Source organism: Lachnoclostridium sp. Marseille-P6806 (assembly GCF_900625025.1).
Classification (GTDB): domain Bacteria; phylum Bacillota; class Clostridia; order Lachnospirales; family Lachnospiraceae; genus CAG-791.
Genome location: NZ_LR130582.1, coordinates 64,153 through 79,670, shown reverse-complemented (window position 1 = coordinate 79,670; position 15,518 = coordinate 64,153). Strand labels below are relative to the sequence as shown.

At 57.3% G+C, this 15,518-nt stretch carries 12 protein-coding genes and 1 tRNA gene; 7 read left to right on the top strand and 6 right to left on the bottom strand.

The window, feature by feature from the left end:
- Nucleotides 1-6 precede the first annotated feature (6 nt).
- Nucleotides 7-1,401, top strand: a complete 1,395-nt coding sequence (locus tag E0E20_RS10450) for an MFS transporter (RefSeq protein WP_130838148.1) — start codon at nucleotides 7-9, stop codon at nucleotides 1,399-1,401.
- 23 nt (nucleotides 1,402-1,424) lie between these two features.
- Here E0E20_RS10450 and yfbR read toward each other — a convergent pair whose 3' ends face one another.
- On the bottom strand, nucleotides 1,425-2,033 hold the full coding sequence (yfbR, locus tag E0E20_RS10445) for a 5'-deoxynucleotidase (protein ID WP_130838147.1): 609 nt from the start codon (nucleotides 2,031-2,033) through the stop codon (nucleotides 1,425-1,427).
- Nucleotides 2,034-2,313: 280 nt separating this feature from the next.
- Here yfbR and E0E20_RS10440 point away from each other — a divergent pair, with 280 nt between their 5' ends.
- Complete coding sequence (locus E0E20_RS10440) at nucleotides 2,314-3,885, top strand: DUF6056 family protein (RefSeq protein WP_130838146.1); 1,572 nt, start codon at nucleotides 2,314-2,316, stop codon at nucleotides 3,883-3,885.
- A 37-nt stretch (nucleotides 3,886-3,922) separates the two neighbouring features.
- The gene (locus E0E20_RS10435; protein WP_165444072.1) at nucleotides 3,923-4,558 is read left to right on the top strand and encodes a CPBP family intramembrane glutamic endopeptidase; all 636 of its coding nucleotides are present in this window, start codon (nucleotides 3,923-3,925) and stop codon (nucleotides 4,556-4,558) included.
- A gap of 219 nt (nucleotides 4,559-4,777) precedes the next feature.
- Here the strand turns inward: E0E20_RS10435 and E0E20_RS10430 are convergent, their stop codons facing one another.
- The 3 genes from E0E20_RS10430 to E0E20_RS10420 all read right to left on the bottom strand — a co-directional run bounded on the left by E0E20_RS10430 (nucleotide 4,778) and on the right by E0E20_RS10420 (nucleotide 8,180).
- Nucleotides 4,778-6,334 (bottom strand): ABC-F family ATP-binding cassette domain-containing protein, encoded by a 1,557-nt coding sequence (locus E0E20_RS10430; protein WP_130838144.1) that lies wholly within the window; start codon nucleotides 6,332-6,334, stop codon nucleotides 4,778-4,780.
- Between the two features lie 14 nt (nucleotides 6,335-6,348).
- The gene (locus E0E20_RS10425; RefSeq protein ID WP_130838143.1) at nucleotides 6,349-6,723 is read right to left on the bottom strand and encodes a hypothetical protein; all 375 of its coding nucleotides are present in this window, start codon (nucleotides 6,721-6,723) and stop codon (nucleotides 6,349-6,351) included.
- A gap of 80 nt (nucleotides 6,724-6,803) precedes the next feature.
- Complete coding sequence (locus tag E0E20_RS10420; RefSeq protein WP_242622758.1) at nucleotides 6,804-8,180, bottom strand: MATE family efflux transporter; 1,377 nt, start codon at nucleotides 8,178-8,180, stop codon at nucleotides 6,804-6,806.
- Nucleotides 8,181-8,465: 285 nt separating this feature from the next.
- Here E0E20_RS10420 and E0E20_RS10415 point away from each other — a divergent pair, with 285 nt between their 5' ends.
- A complete protein-coding gene (locus tag E0E20_RS10415) occupies nucleotides 8,466-9,680 on the top strand; it encodes a DUF5067 domain-containing protein (RefSeq protein ID WP_130838142.1) in 1,215 nt (404 codons plus the stop codon).
- Nucleotides 9,681-9,937: 257 nt separating this feature from the next.
- Here E0E20_RS10415 and E0E20_RS10410 read toward each other — a convergent pair whose 3' ends face one another.
- Nucleotides 9,938-11,518: a helix-turn-helix domain-containing protein gene (locus E0E20_RS10410; RefSeq protein WP_130838141.1), complete on the bottom strand. Its 1,581-nt coding sequence runs from the start codon at nucleotides 11,516-11,518 to the stop codon at nucleotides 9,938-9,940.
- A 28-nt stretch (nucleotides 11,519-11,546) separates the two neighbouring features.
- On the bottom strand, nucleotides 11,547-12,932 hold the full coding sequence (locus E0E20_RS10405; protein WP_165444071.1) for an extracellular solute-binding protein: 1,386 nt from the start codon (nucleotides 12,930-12,932) through the stop codon (nucleotides 11,547-11,549).
- Between the two features lie 315 nt (nucleotides 12,933-13,247).
- Here E0E20_RS10405 and E0E20_RS10400 point away from each other — a divergent pair.
- The 3 genes from E0E20_RS10400 to E0E20_RS10390 all read left to right on the top strand — a co-directional run bounded on the left by E0E20_RS10400 (nucleotide 13,248) and on the right by E0E20_RS10390 (nucleotide 15,451).
- Nucleotides 13,248-13,321, top strand: a tRNA-Val gene (locus E0E20_RS10400).
- A gap of 141 nt (nucleotides 13,322-13,462) precedes the next feature.
- Entirely contained in the window at nucleotides 13,463-14,314 is an 852-nt protein-coding gene (locus tag E0E20_RS10395) for a MerR family transcriptional regulator (protein ID WP_130838139.1), read from the top strand.
- A gap of 111 nt (nucleotides 14,315-14,425) precedes the next feature.
- The gene (locus E0E20_RS10390) at nucleotides 14,426-15,451 is read left to right on the top strand and encodes an NAD(P)H-dependent amine dehydrogenase family protein (RefSeq protein ID WP_442911483.1); all 1,026 of its coding nucleotides are present in this window, start codon (nucleotides 14,426-14,428) and stop codon (nucleotides 15,449-15,451) included.
- The last annotated feature ends 67 nt before the right edge of the window (nucleotides 15,452-15,518 follow it).

Here is a 15,518-nt window from a genome sequence, read left to right as displayed (position 1 = left end):
TCATTCATGAAAACACTGACAAAGGGAAAAATGTGGTGCTTCGCAATCGGACAGTTCGGCTGGTCCCTGCTGTCCGCCCTGATCACCAACTGGCTGGTCTATTTCTACGCGCCGGATCAGACCGCCATCGCCGCGGGGCAGACGCTCTTTATCCCGCAGGGACGGGTCATATTCGGCGTCGCCACCATCATCGGCGGCATCGCGGCGCTGGGCCGTATCTTTGACGCCGTCACGGATCCCCTGATCGCAAACCTCTCCGACCGCTCAAAAAACCCCCGCGGCCGCCACATCCCGTTCATGCAGAGAATTGCCCCTTTCTTTGCCATGATCACGGTGCTCGTGTACTGGACGCCCTTTGCCGGACAGTCCGCTCTAAGCGGCGTGTGGCTTCTTGCCGCGCTTCTCCTGTTCTACCTCTTCATGACGACCTACTGCACGCCCTACAACGCGCTCATCTCCGAGCTGGGGACGACGCAGGACAGCCGCATCAGCATTTCCACCTATATTTCCTGCACCTTCCTCTTCGGCTCCGCCGTGGGCTATGCCGCGCCGTATATCTGGAACGCGCTCGCGCCCTCGTTCGGCCGCGTCACGGCCATCCGGCTCACCTTTGCGATCCTGTCCGCGGTCGGTCTGGTCGCTCTCCTCGTGCCGACGTTCACCATCCGTGAGAAAGACTACGTGACCGCCGTTCCCACGAACGACAACGCGTTCGCCTCCCTAGCAAAAACGTTCCGAAACCGGGATTTTCGCGTCTTTGTCGGCTCTGACGTCCTGTATTTCATCGCGCTGACGATTTTTCAGACCGGTCTCCCGTTCTTCATCACAAGTCTTATGGGGCTCGCGGAAACCTACAACACGACGCTGTATATCCTGATGACGCTCCTCTCCTTTGCCTGCTATCCTCTGGTCAACGCGCTGGCGCGCCGGCTGCAGAAGAAAAGGCTGGTGCTCCTCGGCTTCTGCGGTCTGGCCGTCGTCTATGTCATCACCGCGCTCTCCGGACTTCTTGGCGTGCGCGGCAGCGTCCCCGGCGTGATCGGCGCCGTCTTCGGCAACGCATGGGGCCTAGCCATCATACTTCTCGCCGCTTTCCCGATGGCCATTCTGGGCATTCTGCCGCAGGCCATTGTGGCGGATATCGCGCAGGCGGACGCCATCGTGACGGGGGAAAACCGGGAGGGCATGTTCTTTGCCGCCCGTACCTTTGCGTTCAAGATGGGGCAGAGCGTCTCCATGCTCCTCTTCACTTCGTTCGCGTCCATCCGTCCGGAGACGGGACTCGGCTACCGCATCGCCGCCGTCACCGCCATGGCGATCTGTCTTTTCGGAGCTGTGGTTCTGTCGCGCTATAACGAAAAAAAGGTGCTGCAGATCATTCTCCCCGCGGACAGGACCTGAGTAATCCGCAGCCCCATGTGGATTTACTTTTTCTCCGTCTCCGACAGCTCATCCAGCGTGCGGCCGTAGGGCGGAAGAAATTCCTCCATAAAATCCCGGATCTCCGGCAGCTCCTCCAGCATCCCGGCGAGGCCCCGCTCAATGCTGCTCCTCGCCGTGGAAAACTCCGTGTTGCCCGAGCGCTCCTCCTCGATGCACTTGATGAGCGCGGACAGCTTGTCCGCCGCCTTGACCAGCCGGCGCAGATATTTCTCCTCCCCGTCTTCCCCGCCGAGGAATACCGTCTCATACGCGGGGCGCAGGTCCTCCGGGAGCTGTGAGAGAAGACGCTCCTGCGCGACCGTCTCGACGCGGCGGTAGGCGTCCCGGATCTCCTCGCTGTAATACTTGACCGGCGTCGGCATGTCTCCGGTGATGATCTCCGAGGCGTCATGATAAAGGCCGATCAGCGCGGCTTTCCGCTCATCCAGTGTTTTTCCGTAGCGCACGTTTCCGATGACGCACAGCGCATGCGCGATCATCGCCGTTTCCAGCGAATGCTCGCTCACGTTCTCCTCCCGGGAGCTGCGCATCAGCGCCCAGCGCTGGATATACTTCATCCGGGAAACCGTTGCAAAAAAATTGTAGCTCATTCTTTCCTCCGCTCCTCCGGTTTCAAAAAATATTCTTATGTCTGACGTAATTTTTATTGTAGCATAATCCTCTCCCGGCCGCGCCCACAGCGCAGAACAGCCTGTGCCGGCCGCGCCCTTGCCGAAACGTACCGCGGGCCTGCCGAAACGGACAGCAAAGCTGCCGGAACGGGCGATAAGCCTGCCAAAAACAGACAGGCTGGAAGCAGCGGGCAAAATAGACTAGAATGAAAACATTAAACGGCAATTCCGCACAGCGGACAGCGCGAGGATCCCGACCATGAAAAAGGCAGCGGCATCAAAACAGTTTCTTCTTCTCGGAGCCTGCTCCGTCCTTGTCCTCTCTCTCCTGCCGCTCCTTGCCCTGTCCCCCGCCGACTTTGCCAGCGGCGATGATCTCGGCTACGCCGCACAGGCGCATTTATCATGGCTCCGGACACATTCTCTCCCGGCCGTGCTCCATACCGCTTTTATCAGGACAGCACAGGTATACCGGAGCTGGCAGGGCACATGGTTTACCGTGTTCTGGTTTCAGCTTCACCCCGAGACCTTTGCATTCAACAGTTATCGGCTCGTCCCGTGGATCGTTCTCGCCATGCAGGCGGCCGCGCTTCTTTTTTTCACGCATCATTTTCTCTGCGGACGCATGGGAAAGAGCAGGAGCTTTCAGCTCACCTGCTTCTGTGCGCTGTTTTTCGTTCTCGTGCAGTTCACGCCCAATCCGAAGTATTCCGTCTACTGGTGGACCGGAGCGATCCATTACATGCTGCCGTTCTCGCTCGGCCTGTGCGCCGTCACGGCCGCAGACCGCTTCATGGACCGCCGGAACGCCCGCGATCTCATTGCTCTGCTCCTCGCCCAGACCTGCCTTGGCGGCTGCAGCTACCAGTCGGCGCTCCTTACGCCGCTCATCATTGCCGTTCTCTTTTTCTGGCGGCTCGTGTTCCGCACGGAAAAAGGCCGCCGTCTCCCCGCGTTCCGCGCCCGGCTCCCGCTCCTTGTCCCGCTTGCCGCGGAACTGACGGGGCTTATCATCAGCATGCGCGCGCCCGGAAATCTCATCCGGGGCGGCGAGCACTTCGGCTTTCATGCTTCCGATGCCGCCATGACGGTTCTGGCCTGCTTTCCGCACTCCGCCGCCAATCTCGCGGGGCATCTGCGCGGGAGGCCCGGCGCGTTTCTTCTGCTGCTTGGAACCGGCCTTACGCTGCTTCACCTGCAATGTCGGGAGAACGCCGCCCTGCCGGCTCCCGCTCTGCCCGCCCGCCGGATGCGCCCGCTCCTCTTCACCGCGCTGCTGTATCTCATCTACGCGGCGTCCTTTGCCCCGGAGATCTACTCCGCGGTGGATGTTTCAAACGGCGTGTATGACACCTATTTTTATATTCTGATGCTTGGGATTGGCGCCGCCGTTCTGTACTGGGGCGAATGGGCCGTGACCCGGGGAGGCCGCCTGATCGGCCGCCGGGCCGTCTGGCTCTCCTCCTGCGCCGTTTTGCTGCTCCTCTTTTTCAGTCTCCGGCGCACGCTGAAAAGCACCACGCTCTATAATGTATGCTCCTATATCGCAAGCGGTGAGGCGGCCGACTACTACAACCAGATGCAGGAGCAGCATGCCCTGCTCACAGGCAGCGCCGCAAAGGATATCGTTCTTCCGCAGATCAACGACCGGCAGGGCCCGCTCATGCACATGCCAGTGACCGATGATCCGCATCGCTTCACCAATTTTGTGACCGCGGAATTTTACGGCAAAAAAAGCGTCATTGCCATCCCCAGAGAGGAATGGAGCCGCGCTGTGCAAAATCAGTCTTCCCAGTCCGGATACATCGTGTATAATGGGAGCGTTGAATAGAAAACCTGCTGAACAGAATACATACAGGATATCAGAAATGTCACTGCTTTATCTGCTTCCGCCGTTTCTTGCCGAAACGGCACTGCTTGTCATCTATTATATCGAACCGAAGCATACGCTTTTTGCCATGCTCGTATTCTATCTCTTTGTCATTCTTTATTTCCGCCGCCTGCTTGACTTCCGGCTGCTGAAAAAGAGTCTCGCCGACGTCCGCGGCTTCTGGGTTCCTGTCGGCGCGGCCACGGGGGGGCTTGTGCTCGCATACGGCGCAAAGCTTCTTCTCTCCCGCCTGCTCGACGGCATCGCCAGCGAGGGTGTGACCGCCATCTGGACCGAAAACGACGTCCGAGGCATGCTCCTCTACACTCTGGTCTGCATTCTGCTCGCCCCCGTCGCGCAGGAACTGTACTTCCGGGGCGCCATGATACGGCTCTGTGCAAAGGAGCGGAATTTCATGATCTTTGACGCGGTCTGCGGCATGCTGCTCTGCGCGGTGCTTCAGGTGCACAGCCCGCTCGGCATCCTCGAGGTCTGCCTCATCCAGCTCCCGCTGGTCGTCGCCTATATCCGGACCCGGAACATCTATGTCCCGATGACCGTCAATTTCATCTGGTGCCTCTGGCAGAATCTCGAGTACGTGCTGTACTCACTGGCTCGCATCTCGTACAGCTGATCGCCGGGGCCACAGAAACAGCGCCGTGCAGATCAGCGCCGAGAGAAGCGACCCCATCGGCGCCGCAAGTCTCATCGGATACAGCGTCTCAGGGAAGAAAACCGACGCCAGATACGCGCCCGGTATTCTCACCGCCGCAATTGAAATCATATTGTGAAGAAAAGAAAACAGCGACTTTCCGCACGCGCTGAAAACAGATCCGCCATCCCGTAAATTTTCTCACACCAGCTTTGTCGTCCACTTCGTGCAGTCCCATACCTCCGTTGCAACAGCCTGATAAAATTCCGGCTCATGGCAGACCATAAGAATCGAGCCCTTGTACTCCTGCAGCGCCCGCTTCAGTTCCTCTTTCGCCTCCGGGTCGAGATGATTCGTCGGCTCGTCCAGAACGAGGAGGTTCGACGCCCGGTTCATGAGCCTGCAGAGCCGCACCTTCGCCTGCTCTCCCCCGGAAAGCACCCGGACGCGGCTCTCGATGTGCTTCGTCGTAAGCCCGCACCTCGCGAGGGCGGAGCGCACCTCATACTGGGTGAACGAGGGAAATTCTTTCCATATTTCCTCCATGCAGGTCGTCTCGATATCGGGCGGAGTCTCCTGCTCGAAATAGCCGATCTCCAGAAATTCTCCCTGCTCTACGTTCCCGGAAAGAGGCTGCAAAAGCCCCAGAAGACTCTTTAAGAGCGTCGTTTTCCCGATGCCGTTGGCCCCCGTCATGACGATCCGGCTCCCCCGCTCCATCGAGAGGTCAAGCGGCGCGGAGAGCGGCTCGTCGTAGCCGATCACCAGCTCTCTCGTAAGAAAAAGAAATTTCCCCGGCGTACGGGCTGTTCTGAACGAAAATTCCGGCTTCGGACGCGCGGCCGTCAGCTCGATCCGCTCCATATTGTCGAGCTTTTTCTGCCTCGACATGGCCATATTCCGGGTCGCGACCCTCGCCTTGTTGCGCGCCACAAAATCCCGGAGTTCCGAGATTTCCTGCTGCTGTCTCTCATAGGCGGCCCTGCGCTGCGCCTTCTGCATGGCATGGACCTCCTGAAATTTCGTATAGTCTCCGACATAGCGCGTGAGCTTCCGATCCTCCATGTGATAGATCAGATTGATCACGCTGTTCAGAAACGGAATATCATGCGAAATCAGGATAAAGGCATTCTCGTATTCCTGAAGATAGCGGCGGAGCCACGCAATGTGCTCCTCATCCAGATAGTTTGTCGGCTCGTCGAGAAGAAGAATATCCGGCTTCTCGAGAAAGAGCTTTCCCAGAAGAACGCGCGTGCGCTGCCCGCCCGAGAGCTCCGTGACATCGCGTGAAAGCCCGAGGTCCATGAGCCCCAGCGCACGCGCCACCTCCTCGACCTTCGCGTCGATCATATAGAAATCGTGCGCCGCAAGAAGATCCTGTATGGTGCCGAGCTCCTCCATACAGGCTTCGAGCTGCGCCTTCTCCGCCTCTCCCATCTGCTCGCAGAGCTCATTCATCCGCGTCTCCATCGCGAGCAGCGGATCAAAGGCGCTCCGCAGCACGCTGCCGACGGTCATGCCCTTTTCGAGGACTGCATGCTGGTCAAGGTAGCTCGCGCGCACGTTTTTCGCCCACTCAATCCTTCCCTCATCCGGCTGGAGCTTCCCGGTGATGATGTTCATAAAGGTCGACTTGCCCTCGCCGTTCGCCCCGACAAGCCCGATATGCTCCCCCGCAAGCAGGCGGAACGAAACGTCCTCGAAGATGGCGCGGTCCCCGAAGCCGTGAGAGAGATGTTCAACCGTAAGTATACTCATACGCTCTTCCCTTTTTACCGAAGCGCAAACGCAATCGTTCCGACAATCATCTGGACGACCATCAGCCCCGCGCAGATGATCTGCAGAATCAGTGCGGCAGTCAGGCAGTTCACGCCGCCGAGCTGCTCGCAGGCCGCCAGAATAATTCCAGCCAGCGCCGTCGCAAAGGCAATTCCCGCAAGAATCCAGAACACAAAGGCCGGTATCACACCGCCGGAACACAGGCCAAGCGACAGCACGAGCATGGCGACGACCGGAATCAGCATCAGCGAAAGCGCCTGCTGGAGCCGAACCGACTGTTCGATATTAAACTGATTATTAAGCTGATTATCCATGATATGACTGTTTTCCATATTATGACTGCTTTCCGTAATACGATCGTTTTCCATACGCATTCTCCTGCCGCCGCATTGTGCCCCCGGGCCGGCCCTCCGCCCCGCCTCTCACGCCGCGGAACCGTCCGCCGGGCTCAGATGCGGATCTCCATCCACTTTCCTCTCTTGAAATGCCAGCCGGACATGTTCAGACGGCAGAACTGATCCGCCAGAATGCCGATCCAGATCCCGTAAATTCCCCAGCCTAAAATATAGCAGCACACATAGGAAACCAGCGTCCGGATAAAGGTGACGGAAATCATGGAGGTGAGCATGGTGTACACCACATCGCCCGCACCCCTCAGGCACCCCGTAAAGACCACCTGACAGATCTGGAACAGCACCGTGACCATGATGATCCGCGAGATCCCGACCCCCATCTCCACAATGCTCGCCTCCTCGAAAAACAGCCCGAAGATCGACCGGCCGCCGAACCCGTAGACAAGAAACATCATCGCCGCAAGGCACAGCGCGATGCCCTCGCAGAGCCAGCCGTAGCGTTTTGCTTTCGTCCGGGAGCCCTCCCCGAGACTCTGCCCGATCAGGGAGACCGCGGCCTGCTGGAGCCCGTCCCCGAAGCTGAATGAAAGTCCGAGACAGTTCATGCCGACCTGATGCGCGGCCAGCGCCTCCGTCCCCATATCCGCCGCCATGATGGCCGTCGACATAAAGCCGATGCGCATCAGAACCTGCTCCGCAAAGGTACTGACCGACAGATGCAGGATGGAACGGATCACGGAAAAGCGGCGCCAGCACTGGTTGGCCAGAATGAACGGAAAGCTCAGGAATGAATCTTTCCGGAACAGCGAATGCACGCTGATCATGAGCGAAAATACCGTTCCTCCCACCGTGGCGAGAGCAGCGCCCGTAATCCCGAGTGCGGGGAAGCCCAGATGACCGCCGATGAGAACCCAGTTCCCGAAAATATTCGCGAGCGAGGAGACCACGTTCGAGACCATCGCGACGCGAGTATTCCCCGAACCGCGCTGCGCCGCATTGATGACCATGCCGAATACATTCAGAACCGTTCCGCCCATGATGATGCGGAAATATGTCACCGCGCCATCATGCGTGTCCGCATTGGAGCCGCAGAAGCGCATGATGGCCGACGCGCCGCTCACAAACAGGATGGTGATCAGAGCCGCGAGAGCCGCCGTGAGCAGCATCGCCGCAGCGAGCGTTTCATTCGCCCCCTGCCGGTTGCCCTCTCCCCTGCGATGCGCGACCAGTGCCGCTACAGCTGTATTCATCGCAAAAAAACAGGCAAGACCCAGAAATTTCGGCTGCGTGGTCAGCCCGACCGCCGCCACCGCATCAGAACCGATCGACGACACCATCAGCGTATCGATCATTCCGGCAAGACTCAGAAAAAAGGATTCAAGAACCGCCGGCCACGCGATCTGAAATACGGTGGCCAGCCTTGCCCGGCTCTCCTCTGACTCTGTCTCTCCTGCCCGTACGCTCTGCATCATTTTTTCCTCCACGCCGGAAACGCCTGCGAAAGTCGCTTCCGTAACAAATAGTAGTATAGCATCCGCCGTTTCATTTTACCCGCGAAAATCCCATCTGTTTCTCCTGATTTGATGGGAAAAGCAAAAAAAATTTACGGCCGCCCTCAATTTTCCGTTTCTGACGGGGCGGAACCTTTCTCTGATGTCTAAGATAAATTCACAGACGGCCCCATTCCATATCCGGATATCGGTCCACCTACGGAGCATGAAACGTCTGCCATAATACGCCAAGGAGGAGCTTACTTTATGAACAGACAAACACAAAACACTCCCGCGGAGGAGCGTTTCATCGTATCAGGAAAGCGCGAAAAAAAACGCCGCTTTCACCATTTCCACAGACTTGCCCTGCTTCTTAGTCTGATGATTATCCTCTCCGGGCTCTTCACCGGCTGCGGCGGCAAAAAAGAGCCGGAGGACCCGAATCTCATCACCGTCGGCAAGCATGAGGCTCTGTACACAGGGAGCCGGATCATGACGGATTCCGACGGGAACGATGCCATCGCGATCTACTATCAGTACACCAACAACAGCAAAGAGGCGGCAAGCTTCGAGTGGTCCATGTTTTACAGTGTGTTCCAGAACGGAGAGGAGCTGGAGTACGCCCCGCTCTTTGTCAGTGAGGATTCCTACGATATTCTGGGCGAGGACAACTCTCTCGACATCGATCCCGGAAGGACAAAGGAGGTCATTCTCACCTATGCGCTGAACGACCTTACGACGCCAGTGGAGGTGCGCTTTGAAGCCCTCATCGGAGATGAAAAGGACAGTCACACGATTGATCTGTCCACCGTAGAAAGGGCCGAGTCCGCAGCCCCTGTTTCCGACAGGGCAGAGCTCCTCGACACCGATTCGGACGATACGGAATCCGAGGCTCCTTCCGGCGGCGATACGGCGGTCAGCTTCTGGCGCGGCGACTGGTACGGCTGGTGGATCATCCGCGATGCAGAGGACGCATGGGAGGATGCCAGCGGAAGCTGGTGGGACGCATTCGCCCGAATCGATGTCGGCCCCGACGGCTCCGGCGCTCTCGTCTTATGGGATGAGAACCATACCAAGGCCTCTCCTCTGGCCATGCTCACACTCAACGTGACGGAGGGTTTCTCGGAAAACGGGGCCATCGCCGGGGGCAGCGGCTACTTCATTGACGCGCCGATCAATCCCGAAGAATGGACCGTGGATGCCGCAGAATGCTATTTTTCCAAATGGGATCACATAATCGACATCGAGGGGCACTATGACGACCCTGCCGGCGACGGTTCCTTTGATTACGAAATTGTTCTCCGCCCGTGGGGCATGCGCTGGGACGACGTCATGGAGGACGAGCCGAACAATCTTCCCTATTACTATGAGGACTGGTATCTTCCCCTCATCGAGGACGGCGGAGAGATGCCGGAGGTCTTTGACGGCGAGGATCCTATGGACGGCGCCTCCTCCGATGCATCCGCTTCCGGCAGAGAGTAGGGCGTCAACTACGACGCCGACGGCATCGATGTCAGCAAAAACAGCGTTCTCCGCAAGGGTATCCGCGGCGCAGCCGAGCTCCCCGTTCTCCGCGGCGAATATGTCGACAAGGTCACAGATACCATCAAGGCGATTCTTGCGGATCAGCCGGTGGAAGACTATATTGCCCCCGAGCCGGAGGAGATACCCGGCGTCGGGGGCGGCAGGGACTGGCTGACCGATTTCATCAAGAATATGTTTTCTCCAGCCGGCACAGCTTAATCCCCGGCGTCGCTGTGCTTCATCAGAGCAGCGTAACGGAGCATCTGCTTCAGGGAATTGATGCCCAGTTTGCTGTACAGATTGCGGTTGTGGTAGCGCAGCGTGCTCTCCTTGATATTTTCAATCTCCATGATATCTTTCGTCCCTTTCCCCTCCAGATACAGATCAAAGATCTCCTTTTCCGTCGGCGTCAGCGAGCCGAGACCTGCAAGAAACTGTTCGTAATTGTCCGGATCCACCTCTTTCATCCGCGAGTAGGCAAGACGCGCAATCTCCCTCTGCGCATTCTCATAATCCTGAAGAACCTTTTCGTGCGCCTTGTCTTTCTCGGCAAGAAACGCGAACAGATTGTCGATCTCCTGCAGATTCGAGGCTTTGGCATGTCCGGCATCCGTCTTCATCTGCTCAAGGCTCAAAATGATCGGCGAAAGATACCGGCGGCTGAACAGCAGGCAGCACCATACGGCAAAGGCCAGCAGGAGGAGCAGCAGCAGAACAAGCTGGAGCGTGTTCCGGAAAATCGCGCGGTCAAAATCATCCCGGGGCATCAATACAATCAGCGTAAATCTCGGATTATTCGGAGATATACTGATCGAGCGGGCGGTTCCCACATACTTCATCAGATCGTCGGCATAAGAGGCAAGACCTCCCCTCCCGCCGATGCGCCGGAGCACTCCGGACGGAGGGAAATAATATCCGTCCTTGATTCCGGTACTCAGCAGATCGATCGAGCTGACCGAGGCCGGTGTTCCGGTTCCGGCAAGGCAGATCAGGCGCTGAAGCTTCGAGGACTGTGCAAAAATATTTCTGAAATACGCAGCGCTGATCTCAAAGCCGCACAGACCGTATATCGTCCCGTTCGCAGAAACAACGGGAATCTCCATCAGCATGGCCCGCTCCGAGGTTCCCGGCAGCGTAAAGACCTCCGTGAAATAATAGGCGCGTTCCAGAGGGAGCTCCGCGCTCTTCGCAAGACGGTCAAAGCCGGGGAACGCATCGCTCCGATACTCCAGACGCCATTTGCGGTGCGGCATGATGCCGGACTCTCTCCCGATCTCGGAAATTCCCCGGTAGAGCAGCATATTCTGCCTCTCCGCATTGTACTCGTTGACCTGAAAATACAGCCCGCTCCGCGACAGCTCCGCGTTCTCCACCGAGGTATTTACCGTCGTATCAAGCAGGACGAACGCGCCGGAGCAGCCGGCCTGAAAGAGCTTCTGCCGCAGCGGCTCAACCATGAGCTTCTCTACGGCATAGATATGCTCGCCCGAGTTTTCCAGATCGGAAAAGCGCATGTCGTTCTCTTTCAGGTAGCGGTCCAGAACATCCGCCATATCTTCCGAGAGGAGGATGCCCATATACGCAAGACTCTCGTAATGCGAGACGACATCCTTTTCAAAAAAATCCATCTGCAGATCGAGATTCTCGTAAATACTCTTTTTCGCATCGGAAAACTGCCCGAAGAAAAACAGACCGGCGACCACGGACGCGAGCAGCAGAAGCGCCAGCGCCATCATATAGCCGACCAGCTTCCGGTACATTGATTTTTCTGCATGTGCGGTTCTGCGAAGCATCATGATTGCGTTCTCCCGGCTGCAGCAGGCCTCAGGAGAAAGACCGGAAGATCTCCCATGTCTCCTCCGCCAGCTCCCCGGCGCTCTCCCCCGCCCGGAGCCGGGCAGAGAACTCGCTCTGCAGCGCTTTCAAGCGGTCATAGACCGCATTGGTCCTTTCAATATAACCGGCATCGGAGGGAAGCGCGAGAAGCTCATCTCTCTCCCACACCTGTTTCAATGCACGGAACACCGCCGCGTAGCCCGGATCCTCAAATTCATAGACTTCCATCGACGCAAGCGCCGCATTGTTGACCGGCATATATCCGGTCTCCGCGCAGAACACGAGATTCCGCTCTCCCTCGGTGAGCCAGCGCACGAACACCGCCGCGGCTTCCTGCCTGCGCTCCGTCGTGCGAAGCGCACAGAGACCCGCTCCGGTCTGCGGCGCAAGGCTTGTCCCCTCTCCCTCCGGCAGCGGCAGCACATGGAGATCAATCGGCTCCGAGGTGTTGTCCGGATAGGTCACGACATCATTATAATAGAGGATGGCCGCACTGGAGCCCATTCCCGCCGGAACATCGCCCGTCATGACCTGCGTATTGGAATACAGCTCGGAAATCACGATATGCCCCTTTGCGAGCGCCTCGGCGAAGCGCATCCATGTATCACGGAGAACCGCATTGTCCGTGTCATACCAGCCGTCCTCACTCCAGATGCCGGGGTCTTTCGCACGCGCGCAGAAATCAACATTCTGAATGATATAGTCAAACGCACAGAACGCTTTTCCACCCGACCAGTCATAGTACTTTTCCGCCGTGGCAAAAAAGCCGTCCCAATCAGCCAGATCCTCATAGGCCCCCCCGGTCGCCTCACAGAAGCGGCCGAACTCCGTGCCGTTCACAAACAGGAGACGCGTCGATTTCGACACCGGAAAGACCGCCAGCCTGCCGTCTATCACGCCCTCCTCCAAAAAGGAGCCCACATAATTTTCCAGCTCCCCGGGCGTAAAGCAGTCATTCCAGTCGACAAGCTGATCACTGCCCAGCGCGTCCGCCGTACTGGGATAGCAGAAAAAAAGATCCGGCATCGCCTGCGAGCCCGGCTTGTCTGCCTGCGCGGCAAGAAGCTGCTCCCCGATCGTCGAGGAGTTCGACATCAGCGCCACATCGATGATGATTCCTTTCTGAAGCCCCACCGTTTCATTGAATTCCTGTACCAGACGATTCATCGGCGAATCGGCCTGCTCGCCGTAAATATGCCAGAGCGTCAGCGTGACAGGCTCCTGTGGATCCAGTGCGTTTTCCCGACCGCAGGCGGTAAGCGCCGCAGCGCAAAGCAGCATGGAGACAAGCGCCAGCCGAAAGAAAAGGCCTGCCTCCCGTCTCTTTTTCCGTGCCGGAGCGCCCGGCTTCTCCGTTCGTTTTCCAAATCTCATAGCATCCCCATTCCGAAGCATTTTTGTGCGAGGCGCGCGGCGCAGTCACCCGAGTCGGCAGCTGCCGTATGCCCCCGCGGCAGCGCGCAGCGTATACGGCGCCTGCCAAAATGAGCGAAACATCTCTCAACCAGACTGATCCGATATCAAATTCAGAATAGCAAACTTCGGCGGATTCCGCCAGTTTCGCCCCGCCAAACGGGCCGGGCGGCTCGCGGACACGCTCCGGGCATCAAACACGTAAAGCAACCCGTAAAATCAAAATTCAAAAAAGACTTGCCAAACCCTCACCTATCCTTTACAATTTCCTTTGTTGGGATCATAGCTCAGCTGGGATGAGCGTCCGCTTGACGTGCGGGAGGTCACAGGTTCGATCCCTGTTGGTCCCATAAAGAGGCTGTTGCACTTTTTGATATAAGTGCAGCAGCCTTTTTCGTTGCAATCGAATACCTGGGCAGCCCCTCCTGCGGTACAATAGGCTTATAAGAAAGCCTGATCATACGTGAGAGTTTTCATACAGGAGACGGCAGATGGAGAAGTCAGATCTGATTCCGATCGGAAAGATGGCAGAAATAAATCACATCACCGTGGCTGCTCTGCGGCTCTATGATGAAAAGGGTCTTCTGAAGCCGCGGTATGTAGACCCCGATACCGGGTATCGCTACTATGACTGGGGGCAGAATGCCCGTCTGGATATGATTGCTTATATGAAAGAGCTGGGCATGACGCTGCAGGAAATCCGGGATATATTCAGGCAGAAAAAAATTGCCCTGATTGAAGAAATTCTCGTCCGGAAGAACGAACAGCTCTATGAACAGCGCAGGACTCTGAAAGAGCGGCAGGAGTCGGTGCAGCGTGCGATCACGAGCATCGAACGGTTCCGGAAGTCGCCGGTGACGGGCATGATTTCGCTCGAGTTTATTGAGCAGAGGTATGTCTGGGGCATCCCATGCTCGAATGATTTTTATTCCGGCGGGCTGGAATGCTTTGAAAAGGATGTGGCGCGCCTGCGGCAGGAATTGCTGAAGCATTCTTTCGGCCAGATCCATTCGTATAATATCGGCACTTCGGTGAAGCAGGAGCTCTTTTCCATGGGGAGATTTTCCGCAGACCGGGTATTTGTGTTTGTGGAACATGCGCAGAGCGCGGCCCGCAGCGACGTTCATATTGTGGAAAGCGGGATGTACGGATGTATTTACGCGGACGATTTTGCACGGGAGCAGGAATACGCGTATCAGTTGTATACATGGTGTCAGAAGAACGGATATGTGATTGCCGGAGACTATATCTGTGAGATTCTGACGGAGTTCAATGTATTTGATGAGAATCAGCGAGGGATGTTCATGCGCCTGCAGGCTCCCCTTCGGTTTGAGAAAAGCTGAAAGCTTATCCCTGCCGGAGCGGAACGGGCTTGACTCTCCTGTTGGAGGAGGCTGTACATTATTTATAGGAACCGTTTCCGACCAAAAAGAAAGAGGGGAGAAAACATCATGATGGAAAAAATCAGAGTTGTTCAGTATGGCTGCGGCAAGATGGCAAAGTACACGCTTCGGTACGCCTATGAGCATGGCGCGCAGATCGTCGGCGCGATTGACGTGAATCCCGAAGTGGTAGGCATGGACGTCGGAGACTTTGCCGGGCTCGGGGTGAAGACCGGCGTTTTGATTTCCGACGACGCAGACCGGGTGCTGGACGAGTGCGATGCGGATATCGCGATCGTCACACTGTTCAGCTTTGTAAAGGATATCTATCCGCATGTCGAGAAGTGTGTGACGCGCGGGATCAACGTGATCACGACATGCGAGGAGGCTCTGTATCCGTGGACGACGGACGCAGGACAGGTGAATCGTCTCGATGCGCTGGCAAAGGAGAACCATTGCACCATTACAGGCTCCGGAATGCAGGATATCTTCTGGGTCAATATGGTGGCGCAGGCCTGCGCCGGCTGCCATTCCATCAAGAAGATCAAGGGCGCTTACAGCTATAACGTGGATGAGTACGGAATTGCTCTGGCAAAGGCCCACGGCTGCGACCTGACGCCGGAAGAGTTTGAAGAGAACATCGCGCACCCGGCCGAGTTTGAGCCCTCGTATGCTTGGAATGCCGTTGAGGGCATCTGCAGCAAGCTCGGCCTTACCATCACCTCGATTACCCAGAAGCATGTGCCGTATGTGATCGATCATAATCTGTACAGCGCAACGCTGGGCAAGGAGATCCGGGCAGGCCGCTGCATCGGCATGTCAGCAGTCGTCTGCGCCGAAACAATGCAGGGCATTACCGTTGAAGAAGAAACCATCGGCAAGGTCTACGGCCCCGACGACGGAGACATGTGCGACTGGCAGATCGAGGGAACCCCGAATGTGGAGTACCATGTCGTCAAGCCGGCGACGGTTGAGCATACCTGCGCGACCATCGTGAACCGCATTCCCACGATTCTGCGGGCGCCGGCAGGATATGTGACAGCGGACGCGCTCGAAGAGCTCCGCTATCTCACCTACCCGATGGAGCTGTATCTTTAATCGCCTGTCCGTCTATTCCCGCGGGCAATGAACCGGGTGGATTTGACTGCAGTCAATACGGGGCTGT